This is a genomic window from Mesorhizobium sp. P160927 (assembly GCF_057766385.1).
Genome location: NZ_JBYMDW010000001.1, coordinates 4,033,817 through 4,054,561, shown reverse-complemented (window position 1 = coordinate 4,054,561; position 20,745 = coordinate 4,033,817). Strand labels below are relative to the sequence as shown.

The following is a 20,745-nucleotide window of genomic DNA, read 5'->3' as shown; positions in this document are numbered from 1 at the left end:
GAGACGGCCCCAAGGGCTTTGACCCGGCTTGCAAAAATGCTAGGAGCCGAAAACGCTGAAGCGCGTCGCGTCGAACGGACTCATGCGGCGCGCTTCTGGTCTTTATCTTTCAAGCATGTCGTTTTCCCAAAGCCGAAGTCATTTTGGGCGACATGCATTCGGTTTCGGGGCAGCAAAGCAGCATGGATGCGAGGCTATTGAAGGTCGAGGCCGCGCGGGCGGCCCTTGCCCATGTCAGCGACGGCATGCGGCTCGGCATCGGCACCGGCACCACTGCCGAGGAGTTCGTGCGGCTGCTTGCCGACAAGGTCGCCACCGGCATGACCATAACAGGCGTGCCGACCTCCGAACGCACTGCCGCGCTGTGCCGCGAACTCGGCGTGCCGCTGTCGACGCTGGAGGAAACGCCCGAGCTCGATCTCACCGTCGACGGTGCCGACGAGGTCGACCCGGAACTGACATTGATCAAGGGCGGCGGCGGCGCGCTGCTGCGCGAGAAGATCGTGGCCGCGGCCTCGCAGCGCATGATCGTCATCGCCGACCGTTCGAAGATGGTCGAGACACTCGGCCGGTTTCCGCTTCCGATCGAAGTCAACCGGTTCGGCCTGCGCGCGACTGAGATCGCCGTGACCATGGCGGCTGGAAATCTCGGCCTTTCCGGTGCGGTGATATTGAGGATGACGGGGAGCCAGCCTTTTGTTACAGACGGCGGCCATTTTATCCTGGATGCATCTTTTGGCCGCATTCCGGATACAAGAGCGCTTTCGAATGCTCTCCACGCCATTCCTGGCGTGGTTGAGCATGGTCTTTTCATCGGGCTGGCGTCAGCGGCCATCATCGCCGGCGGCGACGGTATCCAAACTGTCCATGCCGCCCGAAAACCAGGGAGTTCTACCGATCATGATGTTGCATAACCGGGTTCGCCGTCTTTCCGTCCTTGTGGCGGCTTCGGCCGTCTTCGCGTTCTCCTCGCCTGTCTTCGCGCAGGACGTCACGGAATCGCATCTGAAGGCCGCACGCGCCGCGGTCGCCGCGATCCATGCGACCGACCCGTTCGACAACATCCTGCCGCAGGCCGCCGCGGCGCTCGAATCGCAGCTTATCCAGAAGAACCCTGACATGCAGGAACTGATCGGCAAGACGATCAACGAGAAGGCACTGGCGATGGCCTCGCGCCGTGCGGATCTCGAGAAGGAAGCGGCTCTTGCCTATGCGAAGGTGTTTTCCGAAAAGGAGCTCTCCGACATCGCGGCGTTCTACAGCTCCGAGTCCGGCAAGAAGCTGCTCGACAGCGGCCCGACCGTGACGCGTGACCTCGTCAAGGCCGCCGACATCTGGCAGAACGGCGTAGCGCGCGATCTCGCCCAGCAAGTCGGCGAGACTCTGGCTGCGGCGGCAAAAGCCAAGGCGCCGGCCGCACCCGCCGATGCGACCGCTCCCGCGGACGGTGCTGCTCCGGCGGATAGCGCAGCCCCCGCCGACGGTTCTGCGCCCGCGGACGGCACGCAGAACTGATCGAGATCTTTTCGACGGCCTTGCGGCCATCTGTGAAGCCCGGCTTGTCCGGGCTTTTCTTTTGACGGTTCGCAGCCTACCTGTCAGTCGCATTTTGGCGTTCAAGGAGCCGCTTCATGGCCGGTTATGACTACGACCTCTTCGTCATCGGCGGCGGCTCTGGAGGGGTGAGGGCAGCGCGGGTCGCCGCAGCGCTCGGCAAACGCGTCGGCATTGCCGAAGAATACCGTTTCGGTGGGACCTGCGTCATCAGGGGCTGCGTGCCGAAGAAGCTCTATGTCTATGCCTCGCAATTTCCCGAGCATTTCGCCGATGCCGTCGGCTATGGCTGGACAGTGCCGAAAGCCAGTTTCGACTGGCAGACGCTGGTAGCCAACAAGGACCGCGAGATCAGCCGCCTGGAAGCGATCTACAAGAAGAATGTCGAGGGTTCGGGTGGCGAGACGTTTCACACGCGGGCGATGATCGTCGACCCGCACGTGATCCACCTCCTGCGTGAGGATCGCACCGTCACCGCCGATCAGATCCTGATCGCCACCGGCGGCCGTCCGGCGGCGCATCCGGCGCTGCCCGGCCACGAACACTGCATCTTTTCCAATGAGGCTTTCGACCTCAAGGAACTGCCAAAGGCGATCATGATCGAGGGCGGCGGCTATATCGCGGTCGAGTTCGCCAACATCTTCCATGGCCTCGGCGTAGACACCACGCTGGTCTATCGCGGCAAGGAAATCCTCGGCCGCTTCGACATGGACCTGCGGCGCACGCTGCATGAGACGATGGAGAAGAAGGGGATAAAGATCCTTTGCCATTCCGTCTCCGAATCGGTCAGCAAGCGGCCGGACGGGCGGCTCGACGCGCAGCTCATCGGGGGGCAGGTACTGACGGTAGATCAGGTGATGCTGGCCATCGGCCGCATCCCCAACACCGAGAATATGGGCCTCGAAGGCATAGGCATCGAGATGACCGCCGCGACCGGTGCGATCAAGGTCGACCCGTATTCCCGCACCAACATCGACAATATCTGGGCGATCGGCGATGTCACCAACCGCGTGCAGCTGACCCCGGTGGCGATTCACGAAGCCATGTGCTTCGTCGAGACGGCCTTCAAGGACAATCCGACGGCGCCCGACCACGACACGATCGCAACGGCTGTCTTCTCGCAACCGGAAATCGGCACGGTCGGCCTGTCGGAAGACGAAGCCGTCAAGCGCTTCGCCGATATCGAAATCTACCGCGCCAGCTTCCGGCCGATGCGGCACACGTTGTCGGGCCGTGACGAAAAGATGCTGATAAAGCTGGTCGTCGATGGCGCTTCGCGCAGGGTTCTCGGCGCCCACATATTGGGGCCGGATGCCGGCGAAATGGCACAGCTGCTCGGCATCCCCCTGAAGGCCGGACTGACCAAGGACGACTTCGACCGCACGATGGCCGTGCACCCGACCGCCTCCGAAGAGCTCGTCACCATGTACAAGCCGACCTATCGGGTGAAGGACGGCGAGCGCGTCTGACGTGCCTGACGCGGCTCTGCCGCCGCCAGCCATGGCCGGCGGCGGCGGTCGAATCGCTACAGCAAGGTGCCGCGCAGGATGACGAGCGCCACCGAGAAATAGATCACCAGTCCGGTGACATCGACCAGCGTGGCGACGAACGGCGCGGATGCACTGGCTGGGTCGAAACCGATCCGTTTCAGGGCGAAAGGCAGCATCGATCCCGACAGCGAACCGAAGGTGACGATGCCGATCAGTGCGGCACCAACCGTTGCGGCAATCAGCAGCCAGTGCGGGCCATAGTCATAGAAGCCCATATACTGCCAGAGCGCGATGCGGCCGACGCCGACCACGCCCAGCATGGCGCCGAGCACGAGACCGGTAGGCAGTTCGCGCAACGCCACCCGCCACCAGTCACGAAGGCCGATTTCGCGCAGCGCCAACGCGCGGATGACCAGCGAGGTCGCCTGCGAGCCGGAATTGCCGCCGGAGCTCATGATCAGCGGGATGAACAGCGTCAGCACGATCGCTTTCTCCAACTCGCCCTCATAGCTTTGCATGGCATTGGCCGTCAGCATCTCGCTGATGAACAGCGCACAGAGCCAACCACCGCGCTTCTTGATCATGGCGAGAAAGCTCATCTTCATATACGGCTCGTCCAAAGCCTCCATGCCGCCAAAGCGATGCACGTCTTCGGTCGTCTCCTCGATCATCGCGTCGATGATGTCGTCGATGGTGACGATGCCGAGGATCTTGCCGTTGTCGACGACCGGGACGGCGAGCAGATCGTATTTGGAGATCGTCTGCGCCAGGTGTTCACGATCCGTCAGCGGAGTGACCGTCACCGGCACGCGATCCGGCGCTACCGACAGGATCGGGTCGTCCGGTTCACCGGTGATGAGCCGACGCAAGCCCGTCGACCGCACCAGGAGATTTGTCCGCGGATCGACGATGTAGATTGCATAGACGGTCTCGCGCGTCCGTTCGACCTTGCGGATGTAGTCGAGCGTGCGTCCGACGGTCCAGTCGGAGGGCACGCTGACGAACTCCGTCGTCATGATCGAGGCGGCGCTGCCTTCGGGATAGCCCAGAATGGAAAGCAGGGTGGCGCGCAGCGGCGGCGCCAACGCACCGAGCAGCTCGGAGCGTGCCGGCTCGTCGAGCTCGCGCAGGATGTCGGCCGCGCGGTCGACGGACATGGCTGTGAGCAGCTTGCTCGCGTTGGGACGGGGCAGGGCCCCCGCCAGTTCGGCCGCGCCTTCGAGCTCAGGCTGGTCGAAAATCTCGACCAGCCGTTCGAAGGGTACGGCGCAAAGCAGCTCCGTCGCGGTTTCGCGCGATTCATGGTTGAGCGCGTCGACAAGGTCGGCGACGTGATCGTTGGCAAGGATGCGGGCGATGGCGACGGCCTCGTCGTCCGCTACGGGGAAAAAATCGTTCATGGCTCACTCCTTGCCGTCCGGCAGGACATGAACCACTCAGGTCACGTCTAGGCGGACGGCGGTTGCGTTCGACTGTGACTGTCGCCAGGCATGGCGCGGTGACCTTTCTGCTTGCGGGTTCGCTTTTGACTGCTGCAAGCCGGCGCAACATAAGAGCGCGCATTGCCGAGTCAATCGCCGTGAGGAAGGAAAACAGTGCCGAACGGCTCTATTCGCGAGACTGTGATCACCGTGGATCGGTCGCCGTGGCAAGCCACGGTGACATCGCCGTTATTTCTGCTTCAGCCGGCGCGAGAAACGCGTCCATTTGTCCTCGACCGGCCTTGGCTGGGCCAGGATCGTGGTGAGTTCCAGCGGCAGGCTCGGGGCAAGCGGCCTCTTGGTTGCGACGCCATCGGCGATCAGGACCATCGAGTGGTAGAACTCGGTCCCGGCAGCAGATCTCGGTGCCACGGCTTCGTGCATGACACTGATCACCGTCACATCGGGGCAGTTGTCCTTGATGGCCTGGTGGAAGGCAATCTTGCCATCAGGGTCGAGAGCCCCGGTGGCCTCGTCAAGGAACAGCAGGCCCGGTTGCTGCAGGATGATACGAGCCACCACCAGCTTCTGCTTCTGGCCGCCCGACAGGACTTGATCCCAGCTCTTGCCCTCGCGGCTTTCATTGGCCATGTGTTCGATGAAATCGCCAAGGCCAGCCTTGTGCAGTGCCGACGCGACCTGGGTATCGCCATGGTCACCTTCGGAGCCTGGCAGGCAGACCAGCTGTTTCAGCGACACCTGCGGCAGCTTGACCTCCTGGGCGGCATAGAAGCTCTTGACGCCCTCCGGGAAGACGATGGTGCCGCGGCCATAGGGCCAGAGGCCGTTGATCGCCTTGATCAGCGAGGTCTTGCCGCACCCGGATTCGCCTTTCAGGAAGGTCCATTCGCCGCGCCGGAAGCGCAGGTTGGCGGAACTTAGGAACGGTGTCGCATCCTCACCCTGATGCGCCAGCTCCAGCTTCTGGATGGTCAGGCCGAAGACCGGATTCTGGCTGGCGTAGTGGAAGTCGGAACGGCCGCTCTGGCTGTAGAATTCCTGCGGGTACTGGACTTTCTCGATCGCGTTGGCGAGCTCCGTCACGCGCTGGCTGTTGGCGCGCAGCGTGGCGATGGCGGGCATGACATGGATGAACCAGGAACACTGGCTGATGAGCTGGGCGACCATTTCAGAGCCGGTGATGTAGCCTTTATAGTCCAAGCGGCTGTGGATGAACGGCACAAGGCCTGGAGCATAGGCGACGATACGGGCGCCGACGAAGTTGTAGATCAGCTCGAACGACATATAGCTGGTGTTGACGACATTCAGCCGCCCCCAGGTGCGATCGATGTCGACATAGAGCCGGTCGTGCATCCTCTTCTGCACGCCCTCGCCATGCGAGGCGGCGACATGGAAGCTGCGGCGCAGGAACGTCGTCAGTTCGCTACGATAACTTCCCTCGGCCTTCTGCATGCGAATATTGAGCCGTTCCAGCAGGCTGCCGAGCTTGACGGCGATCCAGGTGTTGAGGGGGACGTATGTGGCAACCGCGAGAAGGGCGAGAACAGCGCTCCCATAGCTCCCAAGGAACTCCAGGCCTTTGACCTCCACTGACGACTGCAACAGGTTCTGGCCTATAAAGTAGAGCGAAGTCGCCAACCCCAGCACGCCCATGGCGAGGCCGATCGCACCGCCGGTCATGTCCTTGATCGATTCCTGGATGCGCTGGTCGACATTGTCGGGCGCAACGATGCCGCCGTCCGCGGAACCATGTTGAGCGTGAAAATGGGTATGGTTGCCGTCGAGCAAGGCCTGGTTGAATTGGTCGTTCAGCCAGCCACGCCATTTGCGATGCAAAGTTGCCGAGACGAGATTGCGCACACCGGTGAAGCCGACATCCTTGAGCATGACCAGCAGCACCAGTATGCCGGCGTTGGTCAGGATTGTCTCCAAGGGGCTGGTGTTGGCCGCATCGTGCAGGAAGGCGATCGAATTGACCAATTCGCCCGACGCCATGGCGAACCACACGCTAGCCTTGCTGGATAGCGCTGTGAGCAGGGCTATCACCAGCGTCAGCGCCCAGGCTTCCTTCCAGCGGTCCGAGATCCAGTAGGCTCGCACGAGCCCCCAGAAATTGCGCATCGAGGATACCGGCGTCAAATGCGACCGCCCTGCGGCGTCGCTGCGTAGTCCATCCGGTACTGACTCTTGCGATCGCCTGCCGATCCGAATCACGATCCCGCCCAAACCTTTTTTGTTTTGTTACGGATGGTAACACCAATTGATCATTTTCCATTAATTTTTAAACCAGGCCTATAGGATTGCTCTCGCGGCCGTTGCACTGAGGCAACAGATTGAAGATCAATCGCCAGCAAAACGGAAGGCCAACGATCAGAAAATCTTGAAAGGTTTCAGCAGCTTGGACGCGGCGAACGGGGCTGCTGTCGATCTTCCCCTGGGGAAACCTGGCACACGGTTTCGTGATTCAAAAAATCATGAGGGCCGGGGATCAACGCCGATTCCGTGCTGCGGCGAAGTCGCTAGTATCGCATTGGAACAGCGGGAGTGCAGGATCGTTCTCTTGCCCATGATCCGCACCGGCCCAATGGCAAGCGGCTCTTTCATCAGCTACGCCAAAATGGAGGAGAAGTGGCGTCCGCTGGCCCTCAGACAACCTTCTCCAACTCGCCACGCGCCTTGGCCGCCGCGACCTGACGGATCGCATCGGCCAACGTGTCGGCATCCTGCGCGCCCATCACGGCATATTTGTCCTCGAGCAAGAAGCACGGCACCCCTGTGATGCCCATGCGCGACGCGGTGGCGATTTCCGTGCGAACCGCCTCGACATCAGCGTCACTCGGCAAGAGCGTTTCAACAACAGCGGCGTCCATTCCGGCCTCGCGGGCAGCTTCGACCAAGACGGTGTGATCGCCGATATTGACGCCCTCCTCGAAATTCAGCTGGAACAGGCGGCGCACCAGTCGGTTCTGAACGTCCTCGCCGGCGGCACCGGCCCAGCGGATCAGCCGATGCGCGTCGAGCGTGTTCGGCGCCACCTTAATGGCGTCGAAAGCAAAGGAAATACCTTCAGCGTCGCCAAGCGGTTCGATGCGGGCGTGAATTTCGCGAATGCGCTCGTCGCTGCCGAACTTGGCTAGCATATAGTCGTGGCGGTCCTTGCCTTGCGGCGGAATGGTTGGATCAAGCTGGAACGGCCGCCAGCGTACATGCACTTCGACATCGCCGGCCGCGGCGATCGCCTTGTCCAGCCGCTTCTGACCGATGAAGCACCACGGGCAGACGACATCCGACACCACATCGACGGTTATGGCGTTCGCTTCGCTCATCTCGATCTCCGGGTTTCAGTTCGGTTTGCGCCACCATGTTGGCAGCTGATAACCGAATATGGGCGTCTTGCGCGGATGTTCCAGATAATTCCAGTAAGCAAGCCACTGCTGCGTATTGTACTGCATCGGCACCATGTAATTGCCGGAGATCAGCAGCCGGTCGAGAACGCGAACCGCGGCGACGTAATCCTCTTTCGAACGGGCTCGCAGCATTGCGTCGATGGCCGCATCGATCGCCGGATCGGCGACGCCGGCGAGGTTGAACGATCCCTCGGTCCTGGCCGCGGCGGACGACCAGCGCCCGATCTGCTCGATCCCAGGAGACAGCGAATTGTTGAAGCCGCTGGAGCCGATCAGGACCTCGAAATCGAAACGCTGCTTGCGCGACTGGATCTGGTCGCCGTCCAGGCCGCGGATGCTGACATTGATGCCGATCTTCTCAAGCGTGCGCTGATAGATGCCGGCCAGACGTTCTTCATCCTGCGAGGCGGTCAGAATCTCGAAGCCGAAAGGTTTGCCGTCGGAATCGATCATCGTGCCGTCCTGCACATGGTAGCCGATGCTTTTCAGAAGATCGAAAGCGGTCTTCAGCACCTTGCGGTCCTGCCCCGAACCGTCCGTCACCGGCGGTTTCCAGGTGCCATCCATGACGTCGGCCGGCACGCGGCCGGGATAGGGTGCCAGCAGTGCCTTTTCCCTGTCATCAGCCGGATGGCCGAGCGCGGAGAGCTCCGAGTTCTGCCAGTAGCTCATCGTGCGGGTGTACTTGCCGCCGAACAGGTTCTTGTTGGCCCATTCGAAATCATAAAGCATGCCGAGCGCGCGCCGAACCACGGGGTTGGAAAACTTCGGCAGCCTCGTGTTGAACAGAAAACCTGTCACGACGGGTGGAATGCCTGTATCGAAGGTTTCAGAGACAACGTCTCCCCTATGAAACGCCGGAAAGTCGAGATCGCGCTCGCGTTTCACCGGATCGCTGTCGTCGTCGATGGCGCAAAGACCCTTCTTGAAGGCTTCGAGCTTGGCGTTGGCGTTGAGAAAATACTCGATGGTGATCTGGTCGTAATTGTCGAAACCGCGCTTGGCGGGAACGTCCTTGCCCCAATAATCGGGGTTGCGCTTGAAGACGATGCGCTGGCCGGGCGTCACCTGCGCGATCCCGTAGGGACCGCTGCCGATTAGCGGCTTCAGCGTCGTCCTGTCGAAAGTGTCGATGTCGAAAGCGTGCTTGGGGATGATCGGCGTCAGCGCGATGATCAGGGGAAACTCACGATCGGCCTTGTCATTGAAGGTGAAGCGCACGCTATGGTCGCCCGTCTTTTCGAGCTTGGCGATCCTGGCCATGCGGTCGCTGTAGGGCGGACGGCCTTTCTGCGTATAGGCATCGTAGGTGAACAGCACGTCTTCCGGCGTCACTGGCTGACCATCCGACCATTTGGCATTCGGGTTGAGATGGAATTCGACGCTCTTGCGCTCGGGATCCAGGTCGGCGGTGTCGGCCAGAAGCCCATAGAGGGTAAAGGCCTCGTCGGCACTGCGCTGCATCAGCGGTTCGAAGACCAGATTGCCGTAAATTGTGTCCATCATGCCGCGCGCGGTCGTGCGCAGGCTTTTCAGGATGAAAGGGTTGAGATTGTCGAAGCTGCCGACGACGCAATAGGTAATGCTGCCACCCTTCGGCGCGTCGGGATTGACGTAGCTGAAATGGGCGTAGTTCGGCGGCAGGGCCGGTTCGCCCTGCATCGCAATCGCGTGTTGCGGCTCCGACAGCGCCGGTGGCGACGACAGGCTGAGAAACGATAATGCGGTGACCAGCCAAACAAGAACGCGGCCCATGACCGTCTCCCTAACAAGTCGGCTTGATGATTCGGTGCGCACCCTAGCATGGGGCACCTGCGTGGCGGCCAATGGCGTCGTCAAGAATTACCGGTGCGCGGGCTGGATTCGACGCCGCATGCAGTGTAACACGCCGTCCGAAGTCATTCTGTTGCCTCATTTCGGCAACAGGTAGCTGGACCACACGGCACGAAGAAGCCGGTCCCCGGGATCATTGAGAGGAAGTGCACGACATGACGAGCCTGAACAGCAACGCGTACCGCCTGTCGGTCATGGCCGCAGGCGTGGTTGGCTTTCTCGGCGCAGGACTTCCCTCTGCTTCCGCGCAGCAGCAGCCGCAGATTCCGCAGGGCTGGTTCAAGGCCTGCACCAAGCAGGAAGACGTCGACATCTGCAATGTCCAGAACATCGTCACCGCTGGCAATGGCCAACTCGTCACCGGCGTCAGCCTGATCGAGCTCAAGGGCAAGGTGAACCGCAAAGTGTTCCAGGTGACGGTCCCGACCGGCCGCCTCGTGCCTCCCGGCATTGGCCTGCAAATCGACACCGGCAAGGCGCAGAAGCTCGACTATGTCATCTGCTTCCCGGATCGCTGCGTGGCGGAAGTGCCGCTGACCGATCAGCTCGTCGCTTCGTTCAAGAAGGGTCAGGGGATCACGCTGACCTCGATCAATTTCCAGAACCAGGCCAACCCGATCAAGATCGCGCTGCAGGGCTTCAGCGGCGCCTATGACGGACCGCCGCTGCAGCAGTCCGACATCGAGGACCGGCAGAAAAAGCTTCAGGACTTCGTCGCCAAGAACAACCAGGATTTCGCCAAGAAGCTCAAGGACGAGCAGGAGAAGGCGAAGACCGCCAACTGATCCGGCGTCGGCAACATATCCAGTCAAAAAAGCGGGGTCATGCCCCGCTTTTTTCATTTCTGGCCATACTCAGCATGCCGGAAGTCAGTGCCTGGACTGCCGTTTCGGCGCGTAGCACCCATCCGGCTTCTTGTCGAACATTTCCTTGATTTGCGGATGGCGGACGGGTTCTCCCGACTGATCCTCGAGCAAATTCTGCTCGGACACATAGGCGATGTATTCGGTTTCAGAATTCTCGGCGAGCAGGTGGTAGAACGGCTGGTCCTTGCGCGGCCGTACGTCGGCGGGGATGGCCTCGTACCATTCGTCGGTGTTGGCGAATTGCGGATCGACGTCGAAAATAACGCCTCGGAACGGGAACAGCCGGTGGCGAACCACCTGTCCGATCGCGAATTTGGCCGTTTTCATCGTACTCACCACTGAATTCCTTGGCTTTATTTGGCGCAGACTCCGCATCAATTCAATCCCGAGCGTCTGAGCGCCTTCAAGATACGCGGTACGCGCAACAAAGGTTCTGGTGAACGTCGCGATACCGCTGCAAAGTCCCCAAAATCGCTAGCGCTGCCGAGCCGGCTTCCGAAGGCCACCCGCAAGTGCCGCAAAGCCGCTGCCCGGGCGAAGCCCTTCACGCATGAAGAAGGCACGCAGCGGTGTAAAGCCGCCAAGTACACCCAGGCCAACGCCACGCGCCATCTGCGCCGGCAACATGTCCGAAAGCAGCGACATGTTGAGGAGATTGACAGCGCTGCTGCGCGCCAGAACATCGGGCCGGCGCTTGAAATCGTATGCAGCAAGGGCCGCAACAGCCCCCGGATCCTCACGATTTTCCCGCGCGATTCCAACCAGATCGTCAATATCCCTGATCGCTAGGTTGAGGCCTTGCGCGCCAATCGGCGGGAACACGTGCGCCGCCTCGCCGACAAGCGCCACCCGTCGTGCGGCGAAACGCAGGGGGGTAACCGTCGACAATGGATAGATCTGGCTGCCCGGCTCCACGGTTACCCGGCCCAGCATCGACTGCATCTGTCGCTCGACCCGGAGCGAGAGCGTTGCATCGTCCAAAGCGGCAAGCTCCTTGGCGGTCTCGGGCTTGACCACCCAGACAAGGCTGGAGCGATTGCCCGGCAGTGGAACCTGCGTGAACGGGCCGGTCTCTGTATGGAATTCCGTCGAGGTGAAGCCATGTTCGCGGTTGTGGCCGAAATTGAGGACGAGCGCCGCCTGGGGGTAGGCGCGCGCCGCCGTCGAGATGCCCGCGGCCTCGCGGGCGGGCGACAGGCGGCCGTCGGCGGCTACCGCAAGGGACGCATCGATCTCGCTGCCATCAGCCAGCGCGGCATGCGCTTTGACGGCGCCGAGGTGCCATGCCTTCACCATGGATCTGCGCCATTCGATCCCGGAATGCGCGGTCACCTTGCCGGCAAGCGCCGGGCCAAGGACGCCGTTGGGGAGGTTCAGGCCGAACTGTTCCTCGTCGATCTCGCTGGCGCGGAAGGTGACGACGGGGCTGCGGATCAGCCGGCCGGTCGCATCGACAATGCGCATCACCTTCAGGGGCGCGCCCTTGGGCCTGATGTCCTCGAGCACGCCCAGCCGTTCGAGCATCTTCAGGGCAGGCGTCATGAGCGCCGTGGTGCGACCGTCGGGAGCCGAGGTGTCCGGCCCGACAATCGTCACCGGAAAGCCGGCATCGGCGAAGGCAAGCGCGGCGATCAACCCGGCCGGCCCCGTGCCCGCAATCAGTATCCGCGCTGTTTCCTGATGCTCCAAGATCGGCTTCCGGTCTGCAGTTGAGAGGCGGCCACCAGACCCGCCGGTCGAAAGAGGCATATAGGGCAGATGATGCGGCTTGATCAACGCGGCGATTCGGCCCATTCGGGTGTCATGACCGGCCAACAGGACGATTTCAGCCATCTCGACCGCGCCGGCCGCGCCACGGCAAATGTCGCGCGCAACCCGCGTTGGACGGTCAATGTCGTCGTGTGTGCCAGCATCGCGGTGGCCTGGCTGCTGCTTGCCGCGATGGCGATACGCGGCGCCGAGGCGCGGATCAGCGCGCCGGGCGACGGTCTCCTGCGCAACCTGCCACAGCTGCCGCTGCCCGATTTCCTGGAACGTTTTTTCGTTCTATGCCTTTCGCCAGCACCGCTGGACGCGAGCATCGGCCCGCGCGCTTTGGCACTCATCCTCATGTGGTTCCTGATGGCGATCGCCGCGATGCTGCCGTCGGCGGCGCCGATGATCCGCACCTATTGCGAGATCGCCGATACGGCGCGGATAAAGGGGGCGCCGGTCGTCCATCCGCTGGTGCTGGTTGCAGGCTACCTCTGCGCCTGGCTCGCCGCCTCGCTGCTGTTTGCTGCACTGACACTTGCCGTCCACGCCGTCGCCGCGTCCGGAGGGGTATTCGATCCGGTGCTTGGCGTTGCGGGTGGACTGGCCTTGCTGGTTGCCGGCCTCTACCAGTTCAGCGGCCTCAAGGAGGCCTGCCTGACGAAATGCCGGAACCCGTTCTCGACCTTGTTTTCAAACTGGAGTGCCGAGATCTTCCGCATCTTTCGGCTGGGCTTCGTGCAAGGCGTCTGGTGCCTGGGATGCTGCTGGGCACTGATGCTGGTGATGTTCGCAGTCGGCGTCATGAACGTCTTCTGGATGGCGCTGATCGGCGTGTTCACCCTGATCGAAAAACAAACGACGGGCAGTCTTCCAACCCGGCTGGCCGGTGCGATACTGCTTGTCTGGGCAGCCGTGCTGCTAGTAGTCTCACTGTGATTGGGGGGGAATTCGATGACTGACCCGGGCTGGGCAATGAAAGGAGAGCTCGTACTCTCCTGCAATTGCACGGTTTTTTGCCCTTGCGTCTTGTCGCTCGGCAGTCACCCGCCAACAGAAGGCTATTGCCAGACATGGGCGGGTTTCCGTATCGATGCGGGTCACTTCGGCGAAGTCGACCTCTCCGGCCTCAACCTTGGGCTGATCATGGAAATCCCCGGTTACATGAGCCGCGGCAATTGGACCGCGGGCCTGTTCATCGACATCAGAGCCTCGGTTTACGCGGTCAAGGCATTGACCAGGATCTTCACCGGCAAAGCCGGCGGGACCACGTCGCTGCTCTCGATCCTCGTCGGCAAATTCCTGGGCGTCGAACAGGTGCCGATCACCTACGAGACACGGGACAAGACCCGCATCTTCCAGATTCCGAAGATCATCGACGGAGCGGTCACGCCAATCGCGGGCAAGGACCGCGACAAGGATACGGTGATCACGAATTCGGAATACTGGATCGCACCGGAGATCATCGTGGCGAGGTCCGACAAGAGCAAGATGCGCGCCTTTGGCCGCAACTGGAATTTCGCCGGCCGCTCGGCCGAGATATGCAAGCTTGATTGGCGGGGCCCGTGAGCAAGAACACAAAAGCCCGCAAGATCGCCGGGAAGATCACCGACCGGATTCCGCGGCCGAAGAAGAAGGTCACCTGGCCGCAAGCGCGTGCGTTTTCGGTGCATCTGCTGACCGCCTCGGGTTCGTTCCTGGCTTTCCTGTCGCTGGTGGCGGCGAGCGAGGAGCGCTGGACGGCTATGTTCTGGTGGCTAGGCCTGGCGCTGTTCGTCGATGGCATCGACGGGCCGATCGCCCGAAAGCTGGAGGTCAAGGAAATCCTGCCGACCTGGTCCGGCGAACTCCTCGACAACATCATCGACTACGTGACCTACGTGCTGATCCCGGCCTTCGCGCTCTACCAACGGGGCTTCATGGGCGAAGGCCTGTCGTTCCTTTCGGCGGCGATCATCGTCGTCTCCAGCGCGATCTACTATGCCGACACCGGCATGAAGACGAAGGAGAATTTCTTCAAGGGCTTCCCGGTGGTCTGGAACATGGTGGTGTTCACGCTGTTTGTCATCGAACCGGGACAATGGGTCTCGTTCGCGGTGGTGGTGGTGGCCGGCATTCTGACTTTTGTCCCGATAAACTTCATCCATCCGGTGCGGGTGAAGAGGCTGCGGCCGATCAATCTCGGCATGACGCTGTTGTGGTGTGCTTTCGGCGCGCTCGCGCTTGCGCAGGCCGCACTCGCCGCTTTCTACGACCAGATCGGCGTGCTGGGCGAGCAAGTCGGCACTTTCACCAAGATCGGCATCACCGTTACCGGGCTCTACCTCGCAACCATTGGTGGCCTCATGCAGTTCTTTCCGAACCTCGGCGCCAAAAAGGCCTGACCCGCCGCTCTTCAAGGAATCCTCTCCATGTCCAAAGCCATCCGCATCCACGCCAATGGCGGTCCGGAAGTCCTGATCTATGAGGACACCGATCCTGGCCAACCTGGTTCGGGGCAGATCCTGATCAGGCATACCGCGATCGGCCTCAATTTCATCGATGTCTATCATCGCTCGGGTCTTTATCCGCCGCCCGGCGGATTTCCGCTCGTTCCGGGCAGTGAAGCCGCCGGCGTGGTGCTGGAAGTCGGCGGGGGCATCGACTGGCTGAAGCCGGGCGACCGGATTGCCTATGCCGTGACGACGGGCGCTTACGCGCAAGAACGCGTCATTGATGCCAGCAAGGTCGTCAAGATACCGGACGGCATCAGCGACGAGCAGGCCGCCGCCATGATGCTGAAAGGCATGACCGCGGAATACCTCCTGCGCCGCACCTTCAAGGTGAAGGCGGGCGACACCATCCTGTTTCACGCCGCGGCCGGCGGGGTCGGCCTGATCCTCGGCCAATGGGCGAAGCATCTCGGCGCGACTGTCATCGGCACCGCCAGTTCCACCGACAAGATCGAACTCGCCAAGGCGCACGGCTTCGACCATGTCATCAACTACAAGGAGCAGGATTTCGTCGCCGGCGTAGCAGCCATCACCGGCGGCAAGAAGTGCGACGTCGTCTACGATTCGGTGGGTAACGACACATTTCCGGCATCGCTCGAGTGCCTGAGGCCGCTCGGCATGTTCGTCAGCTTCGGCCAGTCCTCGGGACCCATCCCGCCGTTCTCGATGTCGCTGCTGGCGCAGAAGGGCTCGCTGTTCGCAACCAGGCCGACGCTGTTCGTCTACAATGCCAGGCGCGAGGACCTCGATGCCTCCGCCGCCGCACTGTTCGAGGTCGTGCTCAGCGGCGCCGTCGAGATCAAGATCAATCAGCGCTACGCGCTGAAAGACGCCGGCAAGGCACATGCGGACCTTGAAGGCCGCAGAACGACAGGTACGACTATCCTGGTTCCCTGACGACAATCTGCCTGGGTTTCCAGCGCGCTGCCGCAGCCGCAGGCACGGTTTGCCCGAAAAGCCGGCCCGCCATATGCTTGTGCGAAGGAAGGCTGATCTTTGTCCTTGAGTTTCCGCTGAAATTCTTGAAGCTCTTTCAAGTTGGGTGCTGCTTTCGCACGAGAGGCGGCCGCGCATACGATGCTTGCGGGAACACAGAACATGTCCGGTAATCCGGATGGGAGGCACTGTGAGTGCAAATCATGATGGGGCGAACCTGCTCGAGGTTCGTGGCCTGACCAAGATATTCGGCACGCTGACAGCGTGCGATCATGTCGATCTCAACATCGCCAAAGGTGAAATCCACGCTTTGCTCGGTGAGAACGGCGCCGGCAAATCGACACTGGTCAAGATGCTGTTCGGCTCGCTGGAACCCAATTCCGGCGACATTTTCTGGAACGGCCAGGCAGTGCGGATCACCAGCCCAGGCGTTGCCAAAAAGCTCGGCATCGGCATGGTTTTCCAGCATTTTTCGCTGTTCGAAGCCCTGACGGCCGCCGAGAACATCGCGCTGTCGTTGGATGACGGCTCGCCGATCGGCAGCATCGCGGCCAAGGCGAGGGCGCTTTCCTACAGCTATGGCCTGCCGCTCGATCCGGAATCGCTGGTCGGCGATCTGTCCGTCGGCGAGCGCCAGCGCATCGAGATCATCCGCTGCTTGCTGCAGACGCCACAGCTCATCATCCTGGACGAGCCGACATCGGTGCTGACCCCGCAGGAAGCGGACAAGCTGTTCGAGACGCTGGAACGCTTGCGCGCGGAAGGCAAATCGATCCTCTACATCTCGCACCGGCTTGAAGAGGTCAAACGCATCTGCGACCGCGCCACGGTGCTGCGGCACGGCAAGGTGGTTGGTCACTGCAACCCGCGCGAGGAGACAGCCTCATCGCTCGCCCGCATGATGGTCGGCAACGAAGTACAGGCCGTGGTGCGAGCGCCGGTCGAAGGGATCGAAACCGCGCAGCCGCTGCTCGAAATCCTCAACCTCAACCGCAAGCCGGCAACGCCGTTTTCCATTCCGCTCAAGAACATCAGCCTCAATGTCCGCGCTGGAGAGGTGATCGGCATTGCCGGTGTCGCCGGCAATGGCCAGGGCGAGTTCTTCGAATCCGTCTCCGGCGAGGTTTTGCAGCAGGATGCCGCTTCGGTGCGCATCCGCGGCAAGAACGCAGGCGGCCTCACCATTACCGGAAGGCGCCTGTTGGGGGCTGCGTTCGTGCCGGAGGAGCGTCTCGGCCATGGCGCCGCGCCGCGCATGAAGCTCTCGGAAAACCTACTGCTGTCGCGCCATGCCACGGACGGCAAGGCTTTTGTCGGCACCGGCGGCATGGTCAAGAGCGGCGCCGTCTATGCCGCCTCGCAACGCATCATCGAGGCGATGGATGTGCGCAAGAGCGCGCCGGATCCTGAAGCGGCAGCACTTTCGGGCGGCAATCTGCAGAAATTCATCGTCGGCCGCGAACTCGACCGCCGCCCAAGCGTGATGGTGGTGAACCAGCCGACATGGGGTGTCGACGCCGGTGCCGCCGCCCACATCCGTCAGGCTCTGATCGAACTGTCGCGCGGCGGATCGGCGGTGCTGGTGATCAGCCAGGATCTCGACGAGCTGTTCGAAATATCGGACGCAATCGCCGTCATGCACAATGGAGAATTGTCCAGGCCGATGCCGATCGCAGAAGCGACTTTCGAGAAGGTCGGCTTGCTGATGGGCGGCGCCGAGCCAGGCCACGCCGAACATACGCTGGAGACGGCATGATGCGCCTCGAACTCGTCAAACGCCCGCAGCGCTCGGCGCTGTTTTCGGCACTGTCGCCGTTCATCGCCTTCGCGCTGACCATCATTGCCGGCGCGGTTCTGTTCGCGCTGCTCGGCGTCAATCCGCTGAATGCATTCCAGATCTATTTCATCGAGCCGGTCAGCCAGGTCTGGCAGTTGCATGAGCTGGCGATCAAGGCGGCGCCGCTGATCCTGATCGCTGTCGGCCTGTCGGTCTGCTACAAGGCCAATATCTGGAACATCGGCGCCGAGGGCCAGTTCATCTTCGGCGCGATCTTCGGCTCCATCATTCCCGTGCTGTTCCCGCAATTCGAAGGCCCGTTGGTGCTGCCGCTGATGCTTCTGCTCGGCATGGTCGGCGGTGCGGCCTACGCGGCGATCCCGGCCTTGCTGAAGACCCGGTTCAATACCAACGAGATCCTGACCAGCCTCATGCTGGTCTATGTCGCGCAGCTGTTCCTCGACTGGCTGGTGCGGGGTCCCTGGCGCGATCCGCAGGGCCACGGCTTTCCGCAGACGATCCAGTTCGGCGACTCGGCCGTGCTGCCGGAACTGATGCCTGATGCCGGACGCGCCAATTGGGGGTTTGTGTTCGCCCTGGTGGCCGCGGTGCTGATCTGGATCCTGATGGGCCGCATGCTCAAGGGCTTCGAGGTCCGCGTGCTGGGCTCCAGCCCGAGAGCAGGGCGCTTCGCCGGCTTCGGACTCAACCGCATGGTGTTCTTTGCCTTCCTGCTATCGGGAGCGCTGGCCGGCCTTGCCGGCATCTCTGAAGTCTCCGGCGCCATCGGGCAACTTCAGCCCGTAATTTCGCCCGGGTACGGCTTCACGGCTATCATCGTGGCATTCCTCGGCCGCCTCAATCCGCTCGGCATCGTCGCCGCGGGCCTGGTGCTGGCCCTGACCTATCTCGGTGGCGAGGCCGTGCAAAGCGCGCTCGGCATTTCCGACAAGGTGGCGAGGGTGTTCCAGGGCATGCTGCTGTTCTTCGTGCTTGGCTGCGACACGCTCATTCACTACCGCATCCGCTTGATCGGTCTGGCGCTGACGAAACAGGAAACGCCCGCGAAGCTCGAGACCGCGCCAAAGTTGAAGGAAGCCCGCTGATGGACATTACCGTCAACATCCTCCTGACCATCGCCACGGCGGCGACGCCGCTATTGATAGCGGCGATTGGCGAATTGGTGGTCGAACGTTCCGGCGTGCTCAACCTCGGTGTCGAGGGCATGATGGTCATGGGCGCCGTCGGCGGCTTCGGGGCTGGCTATCTGACGGGATCGCCCTGGATCGGCCTTTTGGCGGCGATCGTCGTGGGCGCGCTGTTCTCCTTGCTTTTTGCCGTGATGACGCTGTCGCTGGCCACCAACCAGGTGGCAACCGGCTTGTCACTGACGTTGCTTGGTCTCGGCCTTTCCGGCATGATGGGAACAGGCTTCGTTGGCCAGCCCGGCGTCAGGCTGCCCAATCTCGATATTCCCGGCCTCAGTTCCATACCGATCGTGGGCAGGCTTCTTTTTGGCCAGGATCCGATCTTCTACATTTCGATCGCGCTGACGGCCGCGGTGATGTGGTTCCTGTTCAAGACGCGTACTGGCCTCACGCTGCGCTCGATTGGTGACAGCCATGCCTCGGCCCATGCGCTCGGCATCAAGGTCGTCCGCTACCGCTATCTCTCGGTCATCTTCGGCGGTGCCTGCGCCGGTCTGGCCGGCGGGCATCTGTCGCTGGTGTATACGCCACAGTGGGTCGAGAACATGTCCGCGGGCCGCGGCTGGATCGCGCTCGCACTAGTGGTGTTCGCGTCATGGCGGCCATGGCGGGTGCTGGCCGGTGCCTACATCTTCGGCGCGGTGTGGATCGGCCAGCTTCATGCACAGGCTTTTGGCATTCCAGTGCCCTCGCAGATGCTTTCTTCTCTGCCCTATCTGGCAACCGTCGTGGTTCTCGTTCTAATCTCGCGCAACAAGCGTCTGACGATGATGAACACGCCGGCATCCCTGGGGCAGCCATTCGTTCCGGATCGTTGACAACAAGAACAAGACGGGAAGCTCCAAGGCTTAACTCAGAGAGGTAACACAATGAAAAAACTGCTTATTGCCCTGATGACGGCGACAGCGGCTTTGTCGCTAGCCGCGTCCGCGGAGGCAGCCGACAAGTTGAAGGCCTGCTGGGTCTACACCGGCCCGATCGGCGATTTCGGCTATTCCTACCAGCACGACCAGGGCCGCCTCCAGGTCGAGAAGGCGCTTGGCGACAAGGTCGAGACTGCTTACCTGGAAAACGTCTCCGAAGGCCCCGATGCCGACCGCGCTTTCGAGCGCCTGGCGCGCGAAGGCTGCAAGATCATCTTCGGCACCTCGTTCGGCTTCATGGACGCCGAAGTGAAGGTCGCCAAGAAGTTTCCCAAGGTGATGTTCGAGCACGCCACCGGCTATAAGACCGCGGACAATCTCGGCATCTACAATGCCCGCTTCTATGAAGGCCGCTATGTGCTCGGCCAGATCGCCGCCAAGGAATCGAAATCCGGCGTCGCCGGCTACATCGTCTCCTTCCCGATCCCGGAAGTGGTGATGGGGATCAACTCCTTCATGCTCGGCGCGCAGTCGATCAATCCGAACTTCAAGGCCAAGATCGTCTGGGTCAATTCGTGGTTCGATCCGGGCAAGGAAGCCGACGCCGCCAAGGCGCTGTTCGACCAGGGCGCCGACATCATCGTCCAGCACACCGACTCGACCGCTGCCCTGCAGGTGGCCGAGGAGCGCAAGCTGCACGGCTTCGGCCAGTCGTCCGATATGATCAAGTTCGCGCCCAACGCGCAGCTGACCTCGCTGACCGACGAATGGGGGCCCTACTATATCAGCCGCGTGCAGGCAGCCATCGACGGCAGCTGGAAGCCGGACAATGTCTGGCTCGGCATCAAGGACGGCGCGGTTAAGCTCGCGCCGTACACCAACATGCCAGACGACGTGAAGGCGATGGCCGAAGCGACCGAAAAGAAGATCGCCGGAGGCTGGAACCCCTTCACCGGGCCGATCGCCAAGCAGGACGGCTCGGCATGGCTGAAGGACGGCGAAGTCGCCGACGACGGGACGCTGCTCGGCATGAATTTCTACGTCAAGGGCGTCGACGACAAGCTGCCGCAATAGACAGCACGCCACGTCTCGATTGGGAGAGGGCGCCGCGAGGCGCCCTTTTTC

Annotated in this window: 18 protein-coding genes; 12 read left to right on the top strand and 6 right to left on the bottom strand. The window is 62.0% G+C overall.

What is annotated here, in order from left to right:
• Positions 1–182 precede the first annotated feature (182 nt).
• The 3 genes from rpiA (at position 183) to gor (ending at position 3,023) form a co-directional block, all read left to right on the top strand.
• Positions 183–914 (top strand): ribose-5-phosphate isomerase RpiA, encoded by a 732-nt coding sequence (gene rpiA / locus AC3CB8_RS19770; protein ID WP_352565550.1) that lies wholly within the window; start codon positions 183–185, stop codon positions 912–914.
• A complete protein-coding gene (locus AC3CB8_RS19765) occupies positions 901–1,515 on the top strand; it encodes a DUF2059 domain-containing protein (RefSeq protein ID WP_023773725.1) in 615 nt (204 codons plus the stop codon). The genes rpiA and AC3CB8_RS19765 overlap by 14 nt, the downstream gene beginning before the upstream one ends.
• Before the next feature lie 116 nt (positions 1,516–1,631).
• Positions 1,632–3,023 carry a glutathione-disulfide reductase gene (gene gor, locus AC3CB8_RS19760; RefSeq protein WP_352547164.1) on the top strand — a complete coding sequence of 464 codons (1,392 nt, stop codon included), beginning with the start codon at positions 1,632–1,634 and terminating at the stop codon, positions 3,021–3,023.
• A 56-nt stretch (positions 3,024–3,079) separates the two neighbouring features.
• Here the strand turns inward: gor and mgtE are convergent, their stop codons facing one another.
• The 4 genes from mgtE to AC3CB8_RS19740 all read right to left on the bottom strand — a co-directional run bounded on the left by mgtE (position 3,080) and on the right by AC3CB8_RS19740 (position 9,648).
• Positions 3,080–4,444, bottom strand: coding sequence for a magnesium transporter (mgtE, locus tag AC3CB8_RS19755; RefSeq protein WP_352565548.1), 1,365 nt, complete (start codon positions 4,442–4,444; stop codon positions 3,080–3,082).
• Positions 4,445–4,714: 270 nt separating this feature from the next.
• Positions 4,715–6,607: an ABC transporter ATP-binding protein/permease gene (locus tag AC3CB8_RS19750; protein ID WP_023784097.1), complete on the bottom strand. Its 1,893-nt coding sequence runs from the start codon at positions 6,605–6,607 to the stop codon at positions 4,715–4,717.
• Positions 6,608–7,131: 524 nt separating this feature from the next.
• On the bottom strand, positions 7,132–7,812 hold the full coding sequence (locus tag AC3CB8_RS19745; RefSeq protein ID WP_023784098.1) for a DsbA family oxidoreductase: 681 nt from the start codon (positions 7,810–7,812) through the stop codon (positions 7,132–7,134).
• A 15-nt stretch (positions 7,813–7,827) separates the two neighbouring features.
• Positions 7,828–9,648 carry an extracellular solute-binding protein gene (locus AC3CB8_RS19740; protein WP_488377338.1) on the bottom strand — a complete coding sequence of 607 codons (1,821 nt, stop codon included), beginning with the start codon at positions 9,646–9,648 and terminating at the stop codon, positions 7,828–7,830.
• A gap of 233 nt (positions 9,649–9,881) precedes the next feature.
• Here AC3CB8_RS19740 and AC3CB8_RS19735 point away from each other — a divergent pair, with 233 nt between their 5' ends.
• On the top strand, positions 9,882–10,511 hold the full coding sequence (locus tag AC3CB8_RS19735; RefSeq protein ID WP_023773720.1) for an invasion associated locus B family protein: 630 nt from the start codon (positions 9,882–9,884) through the stop codon (positions 10,509–10,511).
• An 84-nt stretch (positions 10,512–10,595) separates the two neighbouring features.
• Here AC3CB8_RS19735 and hspQ read toward each other — a convergent pair whose 3' ends face one another.
• Both hspQ and AC3CB8_RS19725 read right to left on the bottom strand, forming a co-directional pair.
• Positions 10,596–10,919: a heat shock protein HspQ gene (hspQ, locus tag AC3CB8_RS19730; RefSeq protein ID WP_352547203.1), complete on the bottom strand. Its 324-nt coding sequence runs from the start codon at positions 10,917–10,919 to the stop codon at positions 10,596–10,598.
• Positions 10,920–11,066: 147 nt separating this feature from the next.
• On the bottom strand, positions 11,067–12,281 hold the full coding sequence (locus tag AC3CB8_RS19725; RefSeq protein WP_352565544.1) for a UbiH/UbiF family hydroxylase: 1,215 nt from the start codon (positions 12,279–12,281) through the stop codon (positions 11,067–11,069).
• A gap of 72 nt (positions 12,282–12,353) precedes the next feature.
• Here AC3CB8_RS19725 and AC3CB8_RS19720 point away from each other — a divergent pair, with 72 nt between their 5' ends.
• From AC3CB8_RS19720 to AC3CB8_RS19685, 8 genes are all read left to right on the top strand, one after another.
• Positions 12,354–13,283: a DUF2182 domain-containing protein gene (locus AC3CB8_RS19720; RefSeq protein ID WP_352565621.1), complete on the top strand. Its 930-nt coding sequence runs from the start codon at positions 12,354–12,356 to the stop codon at positions 13,281–13,283.
• A 15-nt stretch (positions 13,284–13,298) separates the two neighbouring features.
• On the top strand, positions 13,299–13,913 hold the full coding sequence (locus AC3CB8_RS19715; RefSeq protein ID WP_023795157.1) for a DUF1326 domain-containing protein: 615 nt from the start codon (positions 13,299–13,301) through the stop codon (positions 13,911–13,913).
• 47 nt (positions 13,914–13,960) lie between these two features.
• Positions 13,961–14,728 carry a phosphatidylcholine synthase gene (gene pcsA, locus AC3CB8_RS19710; RefSeq protein WP_224587278.1) on the top strand — a complete coding sequence of 256 codons (768 nt, stop codon included), beginning with the start codon at positions 13,961–13,963 and terminating at the stop codon, positions 14,726–14,728.
• A 27-nt stretch (positions 14,729–14,755) separates the two neighbouring features.
• Positions 14,756–15,733, top strand: a complete 978-nt coding sequence (locus tag AC3CB8_RS19705; protein ID WP_023784102.1) for a quinone oxidoreductase family protein — start codon at positions 14,756–14,758, stop codon at positions 15,731–15,733.
• 217 nt (positions 15,734–15,950) lie between these two features.
• Positions 15,951–17,528 carry an ABC transporter ATP-binding protein gene (locus AC3CB8_RS19700; RefSeq protein WP_023773714.1) on the top strand — a complete coding sequence of 526 codons (1,578 nt, stop codon included), beginning with the start codon at positions 15,951–15,953 and terminating at the stop codon, positions 17,526–17,528.
• Complete coding sequence (locus AC3CB8_RS19695; RefSeq protein ID WP_031248185.1) at positions 17,525–18,655, top strand: ABC transporter permease; 1,131 nt, start codon at positions 17,525–17,527, stop codon at positions 18,653–18,655. The genes AC3CB8_RS19700 and AC3CB8_RS19695 overlap by 4 nt, the downstream gene beginning before the upstream one ends.
• Positions 18,655–19,575: an ABC transporter permease gene (locus AC3CB8_RS19690; RefSeq protein WP_352565541.1), complete on the top strand. Its 921-nt coding sequence runs from the start codon at positions 18,655–18,657 to the stop codon at positions 19,573–19,575. Before AC3CB8_RS19695 ends, AC3CB8_RS19690 begins: the two co-directional genes overlap by 1 nt.
• Positions 19,576–19,626: 51 nt before the next feature.
• Positions 19,627–20,694, top strand: a complete 1,068-nt coding sequence (locus tag AC3CB8_RS19685; RefSeq protein WP_352565539.1) for a BMP family ABC transporter substrate-binding protein — start codon at positions 19,627–19,629, stop codon at positions 20,692–20,694.
• Positions 20,695–20,745: the final 51 nt, after the last annotated feature.